This is a genomic window from Anaerosacchariphilus polymeriproducens (genome assembly GCF_003363435.1).
Classification (GTDB): domain Bacteria; phylum Bacillota; class Clostridia; order Lachnospirales; family Lachnospiraceae; genus Anaerosacchariphilus; species Anaerosacchariphilus polymeriproducens.
Window position 1 is genome coordinate 78,145 of record NZ_QRCT01000048.1, and the last position, 16,026, is coordinate 94,170.

General features: G+C 33.4%; 16 protein-coding genes and 1 tRNA gene. 5 read left to right on the forward strand and 12 right to left on the reverse strand.

Features of this window, described 5'->3' with window-relative positions; translation table 11 throughout:
- Positions 1-188: 188 nt before the first annotated feature.
- From DWV06_RS13320 to wecB, 4 genes are read left to right on the forward strand one after another with little or no spacing between them, the layout of a single operon-like run.
- On the forward strand, positions 189-1,265 hold the full coding sequence (locus tag DWV06_RS13320; RefSeq protein WP_147289864.1) for a hypothetical protein: 1,077 nt from the start codon (positions 189-191) through the stop codon (positions 1,263-1,265).
- A gap of 41 nt (positions 1,266-1,306) precedes the next feature.
- Entirely contained in the window at positions 1,307-2,536 is a 1,230-nt protein-coding gene (locus DWV06_RS13325) for a lipopolysaccharide biosynthesis protein (RefSeq protein WP_115482679.1), read from the forward strand.
- Positions 2,537-2,538: 2 nt separating this feature from the next.
- Complete coding sequence (locus DWV06_RS13330; RefSeq protein ID WP_115482680.1) at positions 2,539-3,765, forward strand: nucleotide sugar dehydrogenase; 1,227 nt, start codon at positions 2,539-2,541, stop codon at positions 3,763-3,765.
- A gap of 27 nt (positions 3,766-3,792) precedes the next feature.
- Positions 3,793-4,881: a non-hydrolyzing UDP-N-acetylglucosamine 2-epimerase gene (gene wecB / locus DWV06_RS13335; protein ID WP_115482681.1), complete on the forward strand. Its 1,089-nt coding sequence runs from the start codon at positions 3,793-3,795 to the stop codon at positions 4,879-4,881.
- Positions 4,882-5,048: 167 nt separating this feature from the next.
- Here wecB and DWV06_RS18850 read toward each other — a convergent pair whose 3' ends face one another.
- From DWV06_RS18850 to DWV06_RS13345, 3 genes are all read right to left on the reverse strand, one after another.
- Positions 5,049-5,624, reverse strand: a complete 576-nt coding sequence (locus DWV06_RS18850; RefSeq protein ID WP_235828967.1) for a hypothetical protein — start codon at positions 5,622-5,624, stop codon at positions 5,049-5,051.
- A gap of 347 nt (positions 5,625-5,971) precedes the next feature.
- Positions 5,972-6,049: transfer RNA gene (locus DWV06_RS18420), tRNA-Leu, on the reverse strand.
- A 124-nt stretch (positions 6,050-6,173) separates the two neighbouring features.
- Complete coding sequence (locus tag DWV06_RS13345) at positions 6,174-6,539, reverse strand: hypothetical protein (RefSeq protein WP_115482682.1); 366 nt, start codon at positions 6,537-6,539, stop codon at positions 6,174-6,176.
- Between the two features lie 442 nt (positions 6,540-6,981).
- Here DWV06_RS13345 and DWV06_RS13350 point away from each other — a divergent pair, with 442 nt between their 5' ends.
- Positions 6,982-7,338 (forward strand): hypothetical protein, encoded by a 357-nt coding sequence (locus tag DWV06_RS13350; protein ID WP_115482683.1) that lies wholly within the window; start codon positions 6,982-6,984, stop codon positions 7,336-7,338.
- A gap of 81 nt (positions 7,339-7,419) precedes the next feature.
- On the opposite strand, the gene DWV06_RS13355 is transcribed toward DWV06_RS13350, so the two are convergent.
- The 9 genes from DWV06_RS13355 to DWV06_RS13390 form a co-directional block, all read right to left on the reverse strand.
- Entirely contained in the window at positions 7,420-7,620 is a 201-nt protein-coding gene (locus tag DWV06_RS13355) for a helix-turn-helix domain-containing protein (RefSeq protein WP_115482684.1), read from the reverse strand.
- Positions 7,621-7,624: 4 nt separating this feature from the next.
- Positions 7,625-7,798 carry a hypothetical protein gene (locus tag DWV06_RS18425; protein ID WP_155522637.1) on the reverse strand — a complete coding sequence of 58 codons (174 nt, stop codon included), beginning with the start codon at positions 7,796-7,798 and terminating at the stop codon, positions 7,625-7,627.
- Positions 7,799-8,089: 291 nt separating this feature from the next.
- Entirely contained in the window at positions 8,090-9,019 is a 930-nt protein-coding gene (locus DWV06_RS13360; RefSeq protein WP_115482685.1) for a M15 family metallopeptidase, read from the reverse strand.
- Between the two features lie 4 nt (positions 9,020-9,023).
- Positions 9,024-9,461, reverse strand: coding sequence for a phage holin family protein (locus DWV06_RS13365; RefSeq protein ID WP_115482686.1), 438 nt, complete (start codon positions 9,459-9,461; stop codon positions 9,024-9,026).
- Between the two features lie 53 nt (positions 9,462-9,514).
- Positions 9,515-10,351 carry a hypothetical protein gene (locus DWV06_RS13370; protein WP_115482687.1) on the reverse strand — a complete coding sequence of 279 codons (837 nt, stop codon included), beginning with the start codon at positions 10,349-10,351 and terminating at the stop codon, positions 9,515-9,517.
- Positions 10,352-10,363: 12 nt separating this feature from the next.
- Positions 10,364-11,284: a hypothetical protein gene (locus tag DWV06_RS13375; protein ID WP_115482688.1), complete on the reverse strand. Its 921-nt coding sequence runs from the start codon at positions 11,282-11,284 to the stop codon at positions 10,364-10,366.
- Positions 11,284-12,300, reverse strand: a complete 1,017-nt coding sequence (locus DWV06_RS13380; protein WP_115482689.1) for a Gp37-like protein — start codon at positions 12,298-12,300, stop codon at positions 11,284-11,286. Before DWV06_RS13380 ends, DWV06_RS13375 begins: the two co-directional genes overlap by 1 nt.
- Entirely contained in the window at positions 12,285-13,118 is an 834-nt protein-coding gene (locus DWV06_RS13385; RefSeq protein WP_115482690.1) for a hypothetical protein, read from the reverse strand. The genes DWV06_RS13380 and DWV06_RS13385 overlap by 16 nt, the downstream gene beginning before the upstream one ends.
- Positions 13,115-16,021 (reverse strand): phage tail tape measure protein, encoded by a 2,907-nt coding sequence (locus DWV06_RS13390; RefSeq protein WP_115482691.1) that lies wholly within the window; start codon positions 16,019-16,021, stop codon positions 13,115-13,117. Before DWV06_RS13390 ends, DWV06_RS13385 begins: the two co-directional genes overlap by 4 nt.
- Positions 16,022-16,026 lie beyond the last annotated feature (5 nt).

Genomic DNA, 16,026 nt, shown 5'->3' on the forward strand with positions numbered 1-16,026 from the left:
TCTATTTATTTCTATATAAAACTCTTATTGAATTTATTTATGTATATAATATTTCACCGCTGTACAATTATAGTGGATTAACTGTAAATATAAATAAAGTAGGATTTTTTATTTCTTTATTTTACTTATTAATTATAACTTTATTTTCACCGAAGGATTTGAGTTATCCTTCTACATACTTATATATAATGATGGAAGTCTTTATTTTTGTTCCTACGTTATCTTATTACTGGTTAAATAATCAAAGTTTTATTTATACTTCATTTATTGCTATTAGCTTCATGATCCTATCACTTATACAAAATAAGCATACAAAGTCTCTTATATTTAAAGAAGAGTATGCGTCTTTATGGATAAAACTTTTTTTTGCTGCTTATCTGCTGATTACAATCTTTTTAATTATAAGGCAAGGGGGTATAGATTATTGTGCTTTTAATTTAGATGCCATTTATGAACTGCGTTCAGAAAATAGACTATCAGGTATTATAGGGTATTTATTAAATTGGTGTGCAAAAGTTTTTTTCCCATTTTTTGTTATATACTACCACTACCAAAAAAAGAAGTTGATGATTCTTCCTCTTTTAATATTACAGGTCTTATTATTTTTAAGTTTTGGGAATAAGGCTTTTTTATTCTCTATCCCACTCATTATTATGTGTATTAAAATCATGGAAAGAGGAAGATTTTTAAAAGATTTTTTATTATGTATGGTCGGTATCAATATCACTTCTTATATATTAGACATCTTAAAAGTTTCGGATTTTCTCAGAAGATCTATTCCTTATAGAATGATTTATATTCCGGCACAAATCCAATTTCAATATTACAATTTTTTTAAAGTAAGGGATAAACTATATTTTGCCGAAACCATTATCGGCAAAGTGCTATCAATGGATAAGCCTTATCCTGATGGTATCACATATTACATTGGACGATATTATTCTAACAATAGAAACTTTGGAAATGCAAATACCGGAGTTTTTTCTGATGCTATTGCTAATGGGGGATTTTTTTGTATGTTTATTTATACTATTATCTTAGGTATCATATTTCGCTTAATCGATTCTATCACAACTGAATTGCCTTTATATACAGTAGTTAGTTCGTTAAGTTATATGATGTTTGTATTAAATGATACTTCACTATTAACAACCCTTCTTACAGGAGGATTGGGGGTAATGGTTCTATTACTAATTTTATTAACTCAAATATTAGACAACGTAATCTTTATTCTAAGCTTAAATTTGAACAAGAATTCCATATGAGTCATAAACTAGAAAAAGTAATAGATTAGAAGGGATCTATAATGAAGTTAAATCAAATTATGCTTAGTTCTAATAAATCAATTTTTAAGGATTTCATACTGAACATTATTGCTTCCATGATTTTTACAATAGCAACTCAACTTTTTACATACCCCTATCTAAGTAGAATTATGTCTAATAATCATTATGGTATACTTCTAACTTTAATGGGAGTAATTAATGCAATCGGCGTTGCATTAGGTAATCCATTAAACAATACTCGTATTCTATTGCAATCTGAATATGATAAAAAAAAATTAGAAGGCGACTATAATATAATATTTTTAGGAATTTCAATCATCGATATTATTATAGTTTTTATATTAACAGCAATTTTCTTTAATGATACAAACAGTATTATGATTGGCTGTACAATCATTTCGTTATTAATTTTGTACCGTTCTTATTATTCCGCAAGTTATAGAATCACAATTAATTACAAGAAGAATCTTTATTCAAGTATTTGTGGATTTTCTGGTTACTTTTTAGGTCTATGCCTGACACATATTACTACTATATGGATATTTCCATTTTTCTTTGGTGAATTATTCTCATGTATATATATTTTTTTTACAGCGCATATTGTTCATGACAATTTCCAAGTTACTGAATTGTTACGAAAAAGTCTAATGAAATATCTATTAATTATGTTTGCTGCTATTCTATCCACATTTATGACTTATATGGATCGATTTTTTATATATCCTATTTTAGGAGCAGAGCAAGTATCTATCTATATGGTTGCATCTTTTTTAGGAAAAACTGCTGGAATAATAATGACTCCAATTACTGGCGTTTTACTTACATACTATGCTAAAGAAAACAAACTCACCATATCTAGATTTTATAAGAGAATGGTTTTATTTTTAGGATTATCTTTTTTATTTTATTTGGTTATTCTTTTCATTGGTCTACCGATTACAAAATTCCTTTACCCAACCATTATAAATAGTGCCTTACCTTACTTTGCCATAGCAAATTTAGCAAGCATCGTTTTTATTTTAGGAAATACAATACAACCAACATTATTGAAATTTTGTCATACTAAATGGCAGCCCATCATTCAAATTTCCTACTTTCTTACTTACTTGTCTTTAAGCGTAACCGGAATGAGGCAACAAGGTCTTTGGGGATTTTGCTATGCTGTTTTCACTGCTAATATTATAAGGATATTATTGATGTTATTTATTACAACTTTTACTCTATATAATTCAAAAAAGAAAGGTGATTAGATATGAGTGTAATCAACGTAATAGGTTTAGGTTACATAGGATTACCAACAGCTTTAATGTTTGCTTCACACGGAATAAATGTTATCGGTACTGATTATAATAGCAATTTAGTAGAAACTTTGAAATTAGGAAAAATAACTTTTAAAGAAAAAGGACTTGAAGATTTATTTGATAAAGCTATCGCAAAAGGAATACAATTTTCAACTGATTATATAACTACAAATGTTTACATGATAGCAGTCCCAACACCATATGATAAATTTAGTAAAAAAATCGATGCTTGTTATGTAATAGAAGCTGTTAATAATGTTATGAAGGTATGTCCGAAAGGAGCAACTATTGTAATAGAATCAACTGTCTCTCCTGGTACGATAGATAAATTCATACGTCCCTTAGTTGAAAAAAATGGATTTCATATAGGTGAAGATATTAATTTAGTTCATGCACCAGAACGTATCATTCCTGGTAATATGTTATATGAACTTAAATACAATTCCCGTACTATTGGAGCTGACGACAAAAATGTTGGAGAGAAAATAAAAAAATTATATGAATCTTTCTGTGAAGGTAATATCATTGTAACAAATATAAGAGTCGCTGAAATGACAAAGGTTGTAGAAAATACTTACAGAGACATAAATATAGCATTTGCAAATGAACTCGCCAAAATCTGTAGAGCAGATCATATGGATGTTTATGAAATTATTAAAATTGCCAGCATGCATCCTCGTGTAAACATTCTACAACCTGGACCAGGTGTTGGAGGACATTGCATTTCAGTTGATCCTTGGTTTTTGGTCGGCGATTACCCAGGGCTTGCCAATATCATTTTAGCAGCAAGAAAAATCAATGATTCGATGCCTGAATTTGTTTTGGAAAGAATTCATAATATTATGAAAGAAAACAACATGACAGATTTAACAAAGGTCGGGTTATATGGATTGACTTATAAAGAAAATGTAGACGATGTAAGAGAAAGTCCTTCCTTACAATTGCTTGAAACAATGGAAAAACATTTGGCCCCCGCATTGAAAACATATGATCCTTTTGTAAAACATGATATCAACCAGAATCAATATCACAATTTTGACAAGTTTTTGGCAGATGTCGATTTGGTAGTAATTATGGTTGCACATGATGAAATTCTGAAAAATATCGATAAATTAGCTGGTAAAATTATTTTAGATACAAAAAATGTGTGTAATCTTGAAAATACCTATAAACTATAAAAAGGTGCTATGAAAAGGAGAATATCAATGAAGAAGGTGATGCTTGTTTTCGGAACTAGACCTGAAGCTATAAAAATGTGTCCATTAGTAAAGGAATTAAAAAGTCGAAAAACTATAAAAACTGTAGTCTGCGTTACCGGACAGCACCGACAAATGTTAGACCAGGTATTAGAGGTATTTTGTGTTAAACCGGATTATAATCTTTCTATCATGAAAGAGCAACAGTCTTTATTTGATATAACCATAAATATTCTTAATAAAATGAAATCCATTTTAGACGATATAAGACCAGATGTTGTATTAGTCCACGGAGATACCTCAACTACATTTGTAACAGCATTGGCATGTTTCTATTTACATATCCCGGTTGGTCATGTTGAGGCCGGATTAAGAACTTATAATATCAACTCTCCATATCCTGAGGAATTCAACCGTCAGGCTGTAGGAATCGTTGCAAATTATAATTTTACTCCCACTGAAATGACGAAGAAAAACCTAATTAAAGAAGGGAAAAATGTGGACACAATTTACGTAACAGGCAATACAGCAATTGATGCGCTCAAAATTACAGTGCGGGATGATTATTCTCATGAACACCTTAACTGGGCAGCAGACAGCCGCCTTATTATGATAACTGCACACAGAAGAGAAAACCTTGGCGAACCCATGGAAAATATGTTTCATGCAATTAAACGAATTATAGAGGAACATCCAGATATTAAGGCAATCTACCCTATCCATTTGAATCCTGTTGTAAGAAAGACTGCTCATGAAATTTTTAATAATTGTGACAGAATAAGATTGATTGAGCCCTTAGATGTAATCGATTTTCATAATTTCCTATCTAGATCATATTTAATATTGACTGATAGCGGTGGAATACAAGAAGAGGCTCCCAGTTTAGGAAAGCCTGTACTAGTCATGCGTGATACTACAGAAAGACCGGAAGGTATTGAAGCCGGAACATTAAAGCTTGTAAGCACAAAGGAAGAAGTTATTTATCGTTCGTTCAAATGTTTGTTAGAAAATAAAATCGAATATGACAAAATGAGCCATTCCCAAAATCCATATGGGGATGGATTTGCAAGTAAAAGAATTGCTGATGTTTTAGAGTGAATGAATTATGAAACACAGTCGTCGTTACAAATTTGACTACTGTGTTTTTTAACCAATTACGAAATTTACCAGCTTTCCAGTTATTGATGTTTGATCCCTCTCTAGTTAACTTAAACCATTCATTATTCTTTATTACAAAACGTATGAACTTTAAAGCCATTAACAATTTAATGGCAAACGCTACATGGACTTAATCCTCTACTTTTTGCTTCACTAAATGTTACCATAATATCACTTCGACTTAGATATCTACATCCTGCATTATGATACTTACTACCAGTATTTGTTATATGAACAGTTGTCGAGCTTTCTGAATTATTACTACTAGTTTCTTCCTTTGTTTTTGAAGATTCATTTGCCACATTATTATTTTGATCTTTTAAAGAAACATTTTCTGATTTTAAACTTTCAACTTGATTATTTAATTCCTTAATCTTTATTGATTGATCTTCTAAAGAATCTAATTTAGCTTGGAGAGTTTGTAATTTATTCTCTTTTTCAGCGATATCATCCTCATATTTGGCTTTTACTCTTTCAAAATTAGTTAATTTCTTTTCTAGTTCTTTTATTTTATCATTTGACTCCTCAGTATAATTTGAGAGGTTCTCTCTAACTAACTTGATTTGATTTTTGTAATCTTCAACCTTATGAATGCTGGAAGCAGATGCGGTTCCCATGAAAATCATAATAAGAATCATTAAACAAATTATCAAATTCTTTTTGTTACTAATAAAATTTTTCAATTACTCATCCCTTTCTCTTAAGTATAACTCTTTGAATCAATTAATATCTTTCTAGAATGCTGCGCTATTATGAAAGTAAAGGCAGTAAAATTATTAGTTTAAATGACTTGTTCTAATCACATCTTTAAAGCATAAAGCATTATAGAGGTGGCGAATTAGAAAAAAACTTTGTTGTGCTTATGCAAAAATGATGTCATTAGATTAACATACGTCATCTTTTGAATCACTTAGATGATACGTTCGTGAAATAAATGTAGCCAAAAGGTTCAAATCAAAACCTAATGGCTACATTTTTGGCATTACTTACATTTTGGGATGATTTTAAAACGCTTCAAACCCTTTTATAATGCGGATGACAGGAATCGAACCTGCACGGTCTCCCACTAGATCCTAAGTCTAGAAGTTGTATTTTTTCAACCATGCGCAAATTCACTGTTTTATTTATATTTAACATTTTAATACATGTATATAATACTATAGTTGAATATTTGAAACTCTATTATACTGTAGATTCATGTAATATTGCCGTCAAATGTTGCCGTCAAAATATCATAGTATCAAATTCAATCTTAAAAATTTTAATGCATCTTTGATTCCTTTTATATAGCATGTTTTTTCAAATGATGCAACAAGCAAATCTTCATCTACTCCTGTCTTGTATTCTTTTTTTAGATGTTCTTCAAATTCAATTATTGCATTATCACGCATTTTTAAAATAAATGTATGAAGCTTTTGTTTTACATCTAAAAATTTCAAAGTATCTTTTACACCCTTATCATAACATAATATACCCGCAAAAATATGTAAGTTTTCTTTATTTGTTTTGCAATTTCGCTCTTTTACTATATACTCACTACATTCAACTAAGGCTTTGTCACATCTTAATGCAATAAATTCTTCAAATTCTTTATTCATATACATTCCCTCTTTCATTGGTATTTTACTTGATAAAATTATATCAAGCTTTCAGACTTTTGGCAATACTTTACTAAATAGTCCACATTTTACATACTCTTTTTGTAAATTATGTTAATATGTAATCTTTTCTTTCAAATATCTGGTAATAACTTATTTTGTTAACTTGCATTTTCGACAATGCATGTTTGATTTTCGACAATGGAATAATTAACAAATGAATTTTGTTATAATAAGATGTTAAGTGTAACGAGAATGAACTCTTGAATATCCTGTAATTACTGTTCGTTTTCACGTTCTTAAGAAAATCTTAAGTATTTTATGCTGAATATTCTGGTCATTATAAGCAAAATCTTGTTGACGAAACACAATAAATTGTATTATTATGGATTTAAGTCAATTATTTAACTAATTGCGAAACAGAAGAAAGAAGGAGAGAATTATGAAAACAGCTAGATTGGTGATTGGGATAATTTCGATAATTGCATTTGCAATCGTGTCTTTACAATCATGTGCAGCAGGAATATCAAACACATTAGAGGAGAACGGAAGTACTAGCGGTTCAGCAGGTATATTTCTCGCATTATGCCTTTTGGTTGCTGGAATCGTAGGAATCGCAGCTAGAAAGTCAAAAGGTGGGGCAATAACAGCAGGGTGCTTTTACCTTGCAGGTGCTTTATTGGCAGTCGGACAATCCAAGACTTTTCCTGATTTAATGGTATGGGCAGTTATTTCCTTTATCTTTGCAGGAGTATTCATCATTGGAGCAATATTACAAAAGAAACCACCAACTGAATAAGCCTATTCCACACACATATATTCCCCACGTTATTGCGTGGGGTTTTTTATTGAAAAAGACGGTTCGCAATGAACCGCCCTTTTATTTTTCGCCCAATTCCAATATATCCTTGATATCACACCCAAGCGCATCGGCTAATTTTAAAACCGTGACTACTTGAGCCTTGTTAATATCCTTCGTTCCTTGCTCGTAGTGTTGTATTGTCCTAATGGGTATATCACTCAATGCAGATAATTGACTTTGTGAAAATCCTTTTTCTTTTCGCTTTTCTTGTAACTTCATTCGATCACTTCCTTAACATGCTCGTTATAATTAAAATAATATAAACTCCTAGAAAGACCAATATAATATAATCTAATGCTCCCATATTGCTAAAATCTATAAGCTTCAACTCGATAAAAATAATCAGCAATACAGTTAATATATTGATTGTTTCACTTTTTCCATTTCTATCTTTCATATTATCAACTCATATGATATAATTAACATGACCTCTGGAAGAGGTGGGGAGTCTTACTCCCCTGTTTGGTACTTATTTATCGTCTGTTAATTCTTTTAGCTTGCCAGCAATTTGAATTGATAACCAGATGATTGTAAGTACCTTTATCATGTTGTCGAATATCATATATCTCTCCTTCCTTCATTTGATATATTTATTGTACCACTCTAGGGGTACTTTGTCAATACTTTCCAATAAACTTTTTTAAAAATTTGTAATAAAAAAGAAGGTGGATTTCTCCACCCTCTCTAATTATAATGTACTATTCAACGTATTGAATCCTGTGATACCATCTTGTGATATGTTATGATTCGCTTGCTGTCTTATTACAGCTTTTTGAGTATTAAAGCCATAATATTTATCATTTTTGGTATTGACGTTCGTCTGAATGTAAAATACAACGTTGCCTTTATTTTTTGGTGCTTTCCAAATGTTTCGCCCTTTAGAATCTTTGTCAGGCATCTTACAAATAACCTTTCTCATAGCTTGCTCTGTCTTTTCGCCCTTATAGCCATCTACATATAGCTTTCTTCCTTCTGCATCCGTATGACCGTCTTTATTTAACATAGTTTGTAAAAACTTAGTATTTGCAAATACTGTCTTATTGCCTTTTAATCCATCCTCGACTAACTTCTTGCCCTCATTGTCTCGAAAGCCTTTTTTATTCAAGAATTTTTGCAAGGCTTTTATTGCGACAATATCGTCATTTACTACCACTTTCGCTTCTTCCTTTTGAATCACAGGAATAGAACCGCCCCATGATGCAAAATATTGGCTAGGAGTGCCATATTTAGCTTGCAGGCTACTCCACGTTCCATAGGTCTCAAGTTGAAAATGTGGTTTATCCTTGATGCTTGTCCAATCACCTCCCCAGAATAAACCTAGTGACTTTCCTATTTGTCCTACTTTCGTAAAGAATCCATCTGTGTCGTTGTATGCTCCTGTACCGTCATTCCTACAGAAATCAAAAGCTATCCCCCAACAATGATTAGATCGGGGATATGTAACATTGGTGATAATAGAGCCTGCTCTTGTCCTGCCTTGCGCATATAAAGCGTCTTGCTCCTCTTTAGTACGCACACAATCGGTTATTTTAATAATCAAACCTTGTTCTCTGCATTTCTCTACTAATTTATTCGCTATTACTTGCACCTCTGGATGTAATGCTGTGATGTCTCTCATGCTCTTATTCCTCACTTTCTGCTTTTTGTTTTAATACATTTATTGCGTTTGTTAGCACCCCTGGTAAAGGTACACCCATTAAGCCAGCATTTTCTGTGATGCTAATAGCTTCATTTGCAACATATCCTAAAATGACTGTATTTCTTATAAAATCGATTCCTGTAACCTTGTCTAGTTGAGTTGCTACCAAAACAATTAATAAAACCATACCTTTACGACACAAGCCTTTCCATCCTGCTCTACTTTCCAATGCTCCTGTTTCGGTTTTGCCTGACTTTTTAAATACTCCTGCCACAATTAAGCCTGTCACATAGTCAGCAATCATAAGAACTATTAATATTTGTAATGTCATGTCGAATCCTCCAAGTAATTTTGATAGTCCACTTCCTGCAACTCCAAATGCTGTTAATAAGATAATTTTAAAACTGTTGATTTTTTCCATATGATGATTCCTCTCTTTCTGTTTTTTGTAATAAAAAAAAGACCGTTTTAGGTCTATACTGTGTCATATACTAGCATACCTCTAACCAACTGCGTGTTTCCTGCTGAATATACTGAAAAAGTAGGGTTGCCTGCTGATATTAAACCTTGAGTTTCCACCGCTGCTGCTGTGGATGCAAGCGGAACATAGCATATATTACTAGGTTTATAAGCGGTAGGAACTGTAAAAACACCTGTCTCAACCCCTCCTGTTATTACATTTGTAGGTACTATGTTAAAATTAATAACTACTAGCTTAAGCATTGGATAAAATAAAGCCTTTACATTTGTTGACGTCCTCGCAATGTTATATGTAATATCCGCTGAAAAATCAATGGGGGTAATACCTGTATTCAACTCTGTAAGGCTTTTTGTTATTGTAAATAATTGAGTCACGCTTGAGATGTTAATACCATCTATATACACCCTATAAAGTGGCATATAATTAACATTACCGCCCTCTCGCAATATCGTAGATGTATATGTCGGATTTGTCGGCGTGCCTGTGGTTTGTGTGCCTGTTACTACCTCAAAAGTCATGCTTTCGACTTCTGTGTTTGTATCTTTTTCATACTTAGCACATATTAAGTCGTATCTCTTATAACCACTTTCACCTGCCTGTATGCTTAAGTCCTCATAGTCATCATCTACTAGTCTTGCGTGGCAACCTTGCATTAGGATATCCCCGTCTTTTATTCGTATTGACGTATTTGTCAATACTTCATGAGCCAACTTCTGACCAATATTCAGCACATACTCGCCATTTCCACATATCCCCATATGTAAATCTCTCGCATCTTGTGACGTAACATGATTTTTTCCAGTTGTCCCTGTTATGATATTTAAAGCCATCTTTTCACCTCCCTACTCTGCATTAAACGTTATTTTTGATATTTTATCCGTGGATACTTGATTCATGAAAGAACTATTAGAGCCTAACCTCCCGCCAGACAGTAACGAAAAACTATTTTGATTTTTTATTATCTCTGCGCCCTCTACTGGGTTTGTCAAATCAAATGTATATGTCGTCCCCCCGCTGGACTTAAATTCTATCCTAATAAAAAAAATATTCCGATTAATACAATCGTGACAAGGAATCGCACTAGAATAGAAAAGCACTCCGTACATTCCCCAAGTAGCAAACGTATCAACCCCCCAAGTAGGGTATAAAGTTGTATGTAGGTTTCGCATTGAAATTTCTTCTTCAAAATCTTTAAAAAGAACATCTTGTTCTATAATAATATCTTCTGCAAAGGTTTTTGTTCCTTCTATTCTGCAATCTTCTTTATAGAGTGTTTCAAGACCATGTATTACGCTGAATAAAGGTGTTACACTTGACAAAGTAATGCCATTTAAAGCAACTCTGTATAGTGGATAATAAGAAGTATAACCGCCTTCTCTTATATTTTCGCTCACATATGTAGGGTCTGTTGCTGTTCCGCTTGTCGGTGTTCCTTGTAGCACTACTGTTTCAGCGTTTTCAATGCCAGAGTTAGAATCCTTTGTGTATTTAATACATATTAGATCGTTTCTGTTTTGCCCTTGCGTACCGTTTAAAATGACTGCTTCGTCATAATCGTTGAAGTCAATGCTCACCTCTCTTCCTTGCATTACCGCTATACCGTCATGTATTTTTATAAGATTTGCGGTCACAATTTCATAGTTGAATTTACTTCCAATATTCAATACATAATTTTCTTGTGTACCTATAATTGCTTTGTATAAGTCTGCCTGCTGTTGACTTGTTACATGTGCTTGTCCTGTATATCCTGTTACTATTTTCATTAACTCTCACCCACCTTGTAATCAATGCTTAATTTTCCATTATCTATTTTTACTATTTTATTGGTTATTTGTTCTTTGATATAGAAACCTGTCAGCCTGTCCCTTCCTCCGATAATGTCACCTAACTCAACACTTAAATCATCAACAGAAATTTCTATTGACTGCATATTCATTAATTCTTTGAAGTTTTCCTTCCCTTCTGTTATTAAAGTATTTTCATCCTCTGCGCTTGGGTAATCATAAACTGCAGCCCTTTCGTTTATTCCGCTAAATGTTTTCGTTTGTGATATATTTCCGTCTGCATCTGCATAAAGATGTACAACGGTTCTCGCTGTCAACTCGCCCTGCCCTAAACATATTAAATGATTAATTCCGTTTGTCTTTTTGCTTGTTATAAAGTTTATTTTATTGTCCTGCGAATACTCTATTTCCTCCGAAAAGTCATTTATTGGTGTGGCTGATAAATACACTGTAAAAGGTTCGTTAGTATTTCCGCTTACACATTGTATTTGTAGTTTTGCCCCTACACTCTTAAGCATCTTAGTCAAGCCTGACAAAACATCTGTATACCTGTCAAAACTATAATTTGATACAGAAAAACCGCTATCAGTGATAACGGTTTGAGTGTTATAATCGTAGTATCCAACTTGGAATAAAGAATCAAAATTAGAACCTATTATACTAGATATAATGCTGTTACATTCGCCTGTTACTGTTTTGTAGGCTACTCCGGAAGGTGGCTCAATTATCTTTTTTGACAATAACCCTCTGTAGGTGTAGCCACTCAACTCTACAATATTGGTTTCGGTGTTGGTGTGCCTTTGCCCAAATATACCACCATATTCTGTACTTTCTGCAAAAAACATATAACCAAAATCATAACCGAAATGAAGATAATCTTCAAAACTCATGGATATTTTAAAATCGTTTGTATCTCCTATATCGAGATCAATGTCTGAATTATGACGCATATAGTTTAGTTCTTTCCTATTATTATCGGTTAAGATAAACTCCACTTTGGTTCGCTCCTTTCAATGCGCAGGATAATGTCAAAGCTAAATTGTCCACTCCATGTTACAAAGTTATTTCCTATCGGTATTTTTTCAAAAACAGAACTTTGTTTATTTCTCATGTTGAAACAATTTATAGTAGTTCCATTTGACTTATGGTTTATGATTGTTCCTTTTTTGCTATCTATCTCTAAGTAGTCATTATCATATAAAGTAACATTGACTTGATATAAATGCCCTGCTATGTACACATACGGATTGTCACACGCTCCGTATATCCTCATGACAAAATCTATTGGTACATAATGATTGTTTATAACCCTGTCATTACGAACCGTAGTCGCATAATCGTGCGCATAATCAAAGGGAAAATCAATACCACCTACCGATTCGGACGCTATCGCATATTCAAACTTTGATTCTGTTATCCATGTAGGATTTTCGGACACTATGACGATTGTCTTTTTTAATAACATAGAATTTGAAGAAAGTGCTTCATTATCCACCGCCATAAAATAACATTCCATGTATTGATTATTTTTCCACAGCTTACCAGGGGTTAAATTATCTACATCATAATTCGTTATTTCGAAAAACGTATCCATATCTATTCTTCTTTGCTCGATTGTGTCCGACTTAATTAATAATGTCATGCTCTTTTTTTGTAACGTTCTTTTGAATTTATTTATTTTACTTCCTAAGGAAGATTCTGTTAACTCATACTCTAATTCGTAAGAATCTCCATCATAACTCATTAATCGAAAAGGGAATGTCATAAAGTCTATTATTTGCCCTTTTGAATTTTCATAGTAAAGCGTTGTCATTTAAAAGCAACCCCCATTTCTTTCATACCTCTTGCAAATTCTCTATCGTTCAAACTAATTCCAAAGTTTATTTTTGCTACTTCATTTCCTACCGCCTTACCTATCTTAGTATAATCTATCAATTCTGTATCTTTGGTTTGTGTACTTAAGGCTGTTGAGACTGCACTTGATACAAGATTGTACAAACCTTCTACACTTGTGTCTGACACTAAATTTTTTTGAATCTTTGTGGTTTGATATGTAGCACTCATTTCAAAATCGGTCGGGATCGATTTATTAATATCTTTTGTGATGCCATCCATTTCATTTGTGAATCCGATTCCTAACCCTTGCGCCAAGTACTTACCGATTTCATCTCTAAAAACGGTTGACGGTGAATGGATACCAAAGAAGTTCTTTAGGTTGTCCAACACTCCTTTTCCAAAGCCTTGTATTTTATCCCTTATCCAAGAAGCCATATTATTAATGCCATTCCAAAGACCTTGTATTAAGTTCTTGCCTACGTCTGCGATTCCTGTTACGCCACTTGATATATTACTTATTACCGTTCCAGCGAATCCGCTAACCTTCTCATATATCCATGAGACTAAACCGCTTATTCCATCCCACAAACCTTTGACTATGTTTTTACCGACTCCGACAATTCCTTTTACTCCACTTGTAACCTTATTAATGATAGAAGTCGCAAAACCTCCAAGCTTGCCCAATGCCCAAGATACTAAACCGCTTATTCCGTTCCACAGGAATTTTACTATGTTTTTCCCTGTATTAAAGAATTTACTTGGAAGGGTTTTAACTGCGTTTATCATTCCTGTAGCCATGTTCACAATAAGTTTTTTTACCTTTTTAACCAAATCATCAACTGCTTTTCTGAATTTGGCATTGTGCTTATATACCAATGCAAATGCTCCGGCGAATGGATTAACTATTAATAAAAGTAGTTGTTTCCAATTACTTTTCACGAAGTTAACAATTGCTCCAAAGAAACCCTTGACACCTTCCACGAATCCAGAAATAACATTTTTTAAGGTATTAAAAATATTAATAACCGCATTTCTAAATCCTTCATTTTTATTCCACAATATAACCAATGCTGCGACCAATCCAGCAACTAAAGTTATAATAATTCCAATAGGATTCGCTGAAAGCGCTGCGTTTAATGCCCATTGCGCTGCTGTTGCTATCCCTGTAGCTGCTGTAGATGCTCCTAAAGCTACTGTACTAGCTACTGTACTAGCTACGGAAGCCAATTTTGCTATATTGTGCGCCTGCTCTGCTATTGTGACCGCCAATATTGCTGCTTTCCACAAGCCTATAACGGTTGTAATCCCAACTATAGCTGCAATAACACCTTCCTTATTATCTGTTATAAATGTAACTACACTTGTAATTTTTTTAGCAATATCTTCTATTGAACTAATTATTTTTGGAGCATTGTTTTCAACTTGCTTAATCAAATCTTTTATTGTAGGCAGCAACTTCTCCTCAAGCTGTTCGACTACTTTTGTTTTTATTGTTCGTCCAAGTCCCTCCATTGCGCTGCCAATGTCGTCATATCTGGTGTTATTAATGTTTTCTAAGGATTTTGAAGTTGTTGAAATATTGCCATCAATGTCGGTCATTGCCTTGACTCCCTTTGCGCCTAAATCCTCCCACATTGTGCCAAACATCTGAACACCTAAATTATTTTGTGCAATCGGGTCTTTTACACTAAACAATGCGCTTGCGACATCTTGGAACGCTTTTTTGGCAGCTTCGCCACCTTCTCCAAATTTGGCTTTTGTTTCATCTACGCTCAATCCCAGTTCTTTGAATGCTTCATCTGCTGAACCATCTTTCACCTTTATTCCAAACTCTTTCGCCGCATCACCAAGCTTGTCTATGCTAAACGCTCCACCCTTCGCACCGTTTTTTAACATATTGAACATGTTCTCAGCGTCAAGTCCAAGATTTTGAAAATGTACTGAATACTCATTTAGCGAATCAAGCATATCACCATCCTTGTCAAGTCCTCCCTGTGCTCCTTGCGCAATCAAGTTAAAAGCTTCTTCACTTGACACACCAAAGGTAGTCATCAACATATTGGCTGCTCTTATGCTTTCGGTTACTTCAAAATCGAACGTATCACGCATGGTAATAGCTTGTTTGGTTGTATCTTCCAAAGCATCACCGGCTAAGCCTGTTTGTTGTTTTACAGTTGCCAGAGCACTCGCTACGTCCTGCATATCTTCGCCGAAGTTGCTCGCATAGATATTATTCATAGTGTCTTTTAAGTCTGCAAACTCCGCTTCTGTTGCTCCTGTTTTAGAAATCAGTTTATTAAAGGCGGTTTGTGAATCCATTGCAAAACCAACGGTATCTTTCGCCATTTCATTCAGTGCACTGCCAAGCTTTTTTATACCGCCAATAATGGCACTCGATAAAAGGTTGGCTTTCAATACACTTGAAAAGGTTAAAGTCTTTTTTTCTGCGTCTCCTGCATTGTTGCCTACATCCTTCAAGCCTTTTGACATTTTCCCTGTTGCGTTTCCTGCTTCTTCTAATGCTTTTTCGTTGTCCGTTACTTCTTTATTCAGCTTGATCAAGTCGGCTTCTGCATTGTTTAATGAAACTTGCCACGCTTTTGTTTTCTTGTCGTTTTCTCCGTATTGATTTTTAGAATTTTCTAAAGCCTTTTTAAGAGTTTCGACTTTTTGTCTTTGCTGTTCTATCTGCTTGTTTAAAACTTGATTTTGAGAAGTCAATGCAGTAACACTATTTTTGTTATCCGAAAATTCAGCAGAAACTTTTTTCATTTCAGAAGTCAAGACTTTCATGCTTGAATTTATATTAGTGATAGCAGCACGAAACTCTTTCTCACCGTCAAGTGCAATATTCGCCCCTATACTTCCTTTTTTAGCCATCTTCT

What these genes read in the sequence shown, in the direction of transcription:
- DWV06_RS13320 (WP_147289864.1), top strand. Translation starts at nt 189, where the DNA reads ATGATGGAAGTCTTTATTTTTGTTCCTACGTTATCTTATTACTGGTTA.
- DWV06_RS13325 (WP_115482679.1), top strand. Translation starts at nt 1,307, where the DNA reads ATGAAGTTAAATCAAATTATGCTTAGTTCTAATAAATCAATTTTTAAG.
- DWV06_RS13330 (WP_115482680.1), top strand. Translation starts at nt 2,539, where the DNA reads ATGAGTGTAATCAACGTAATAGGTTTAGGTTACATAGGATTACCAACA.
- wecB (WP_115482681.1), top strand. Translation starts at nt 3,793, where the DNA reads ATGAAGAAGGTGATGCTTGTTTTCGGAACTAGACCTGAAGCTATAAAA.
- DWV06_RS13345 (WP_115482682.1), bottom strand. Translation starts at nt 6,539, where the DNA reads ATGAATAAAGAATTTGAAGAATTTATTGCATTAAGATGTGACAAAGCC.
- DWV06_RS13350 (WP_115482683.1), top strand. Translation starts at nt 6,982, where the DNA reads ATGAAAACAGCTAGATTGGTGATTGGGATAATTTCGATAATTGCATTT.
- DWV06_RS13355 (WP_115482684.1), bottom strand. Translation starts at nt 7,620, where the DNA reads ATGAAGTTACAAGAAAAGCGAAAAGAAAAAGGATTTTCACAAAGTCAA.
- DWV06_RS18425 (WP_155522637.1), bottom strand. Translation starts at nt 7,798, where the DNA reads ATGAAAGATAGAAATGGAAAAAGTGAAACAATCAATATATTAACTGTA.
- DWV06_RS13360 (WP_115482685.1), bottom strand. Translation starts at nt 9,019, where the DNA reads ATGAGAGACATCACAGCATTACATCCAGAGGTGCAAGTAATAGCGAAT.
- DWV06_RS13365 (WP_115482686.1), bottom strand. Translation starts at nt 9,461, where the DNA reads ATGGAAAAAATCAACAGTTTTAAAATTATCTTATTAACAGCATTTGGA.
- DWV06_RS13370 (WP_115482687.1), bottom strand. Translation starts at nt 10,351, where the DNA reads ATGGCTTTAAATATCATAACAGGGACAACTGGAAAAAATCATGTTACG.
- DWV06_RS13375 (WP_115482688.1), bottom strand. Translation starts at nt 11,284, where the DNA reads ATGAAAATAGTAACAGGATATACAGGACAAGCACATGTAACAAGTCAA.
- DWV06_RS13385 (WP_115482690.1), bottom strand. Translation starts at nt 13,118, where the DNA reads ATGACAACGCTTTACTATGAAAATTCAAAAGGGCAAATAATAGACTTT.
- DWV06_RS13390 (WP_115482691.1), bottom strand. Translation starts at nt 16,021, where the DNA reads ATGGCTAAAAAAGGAAGTATAGGGGCGAATATTGCACTTGACGGTGAG.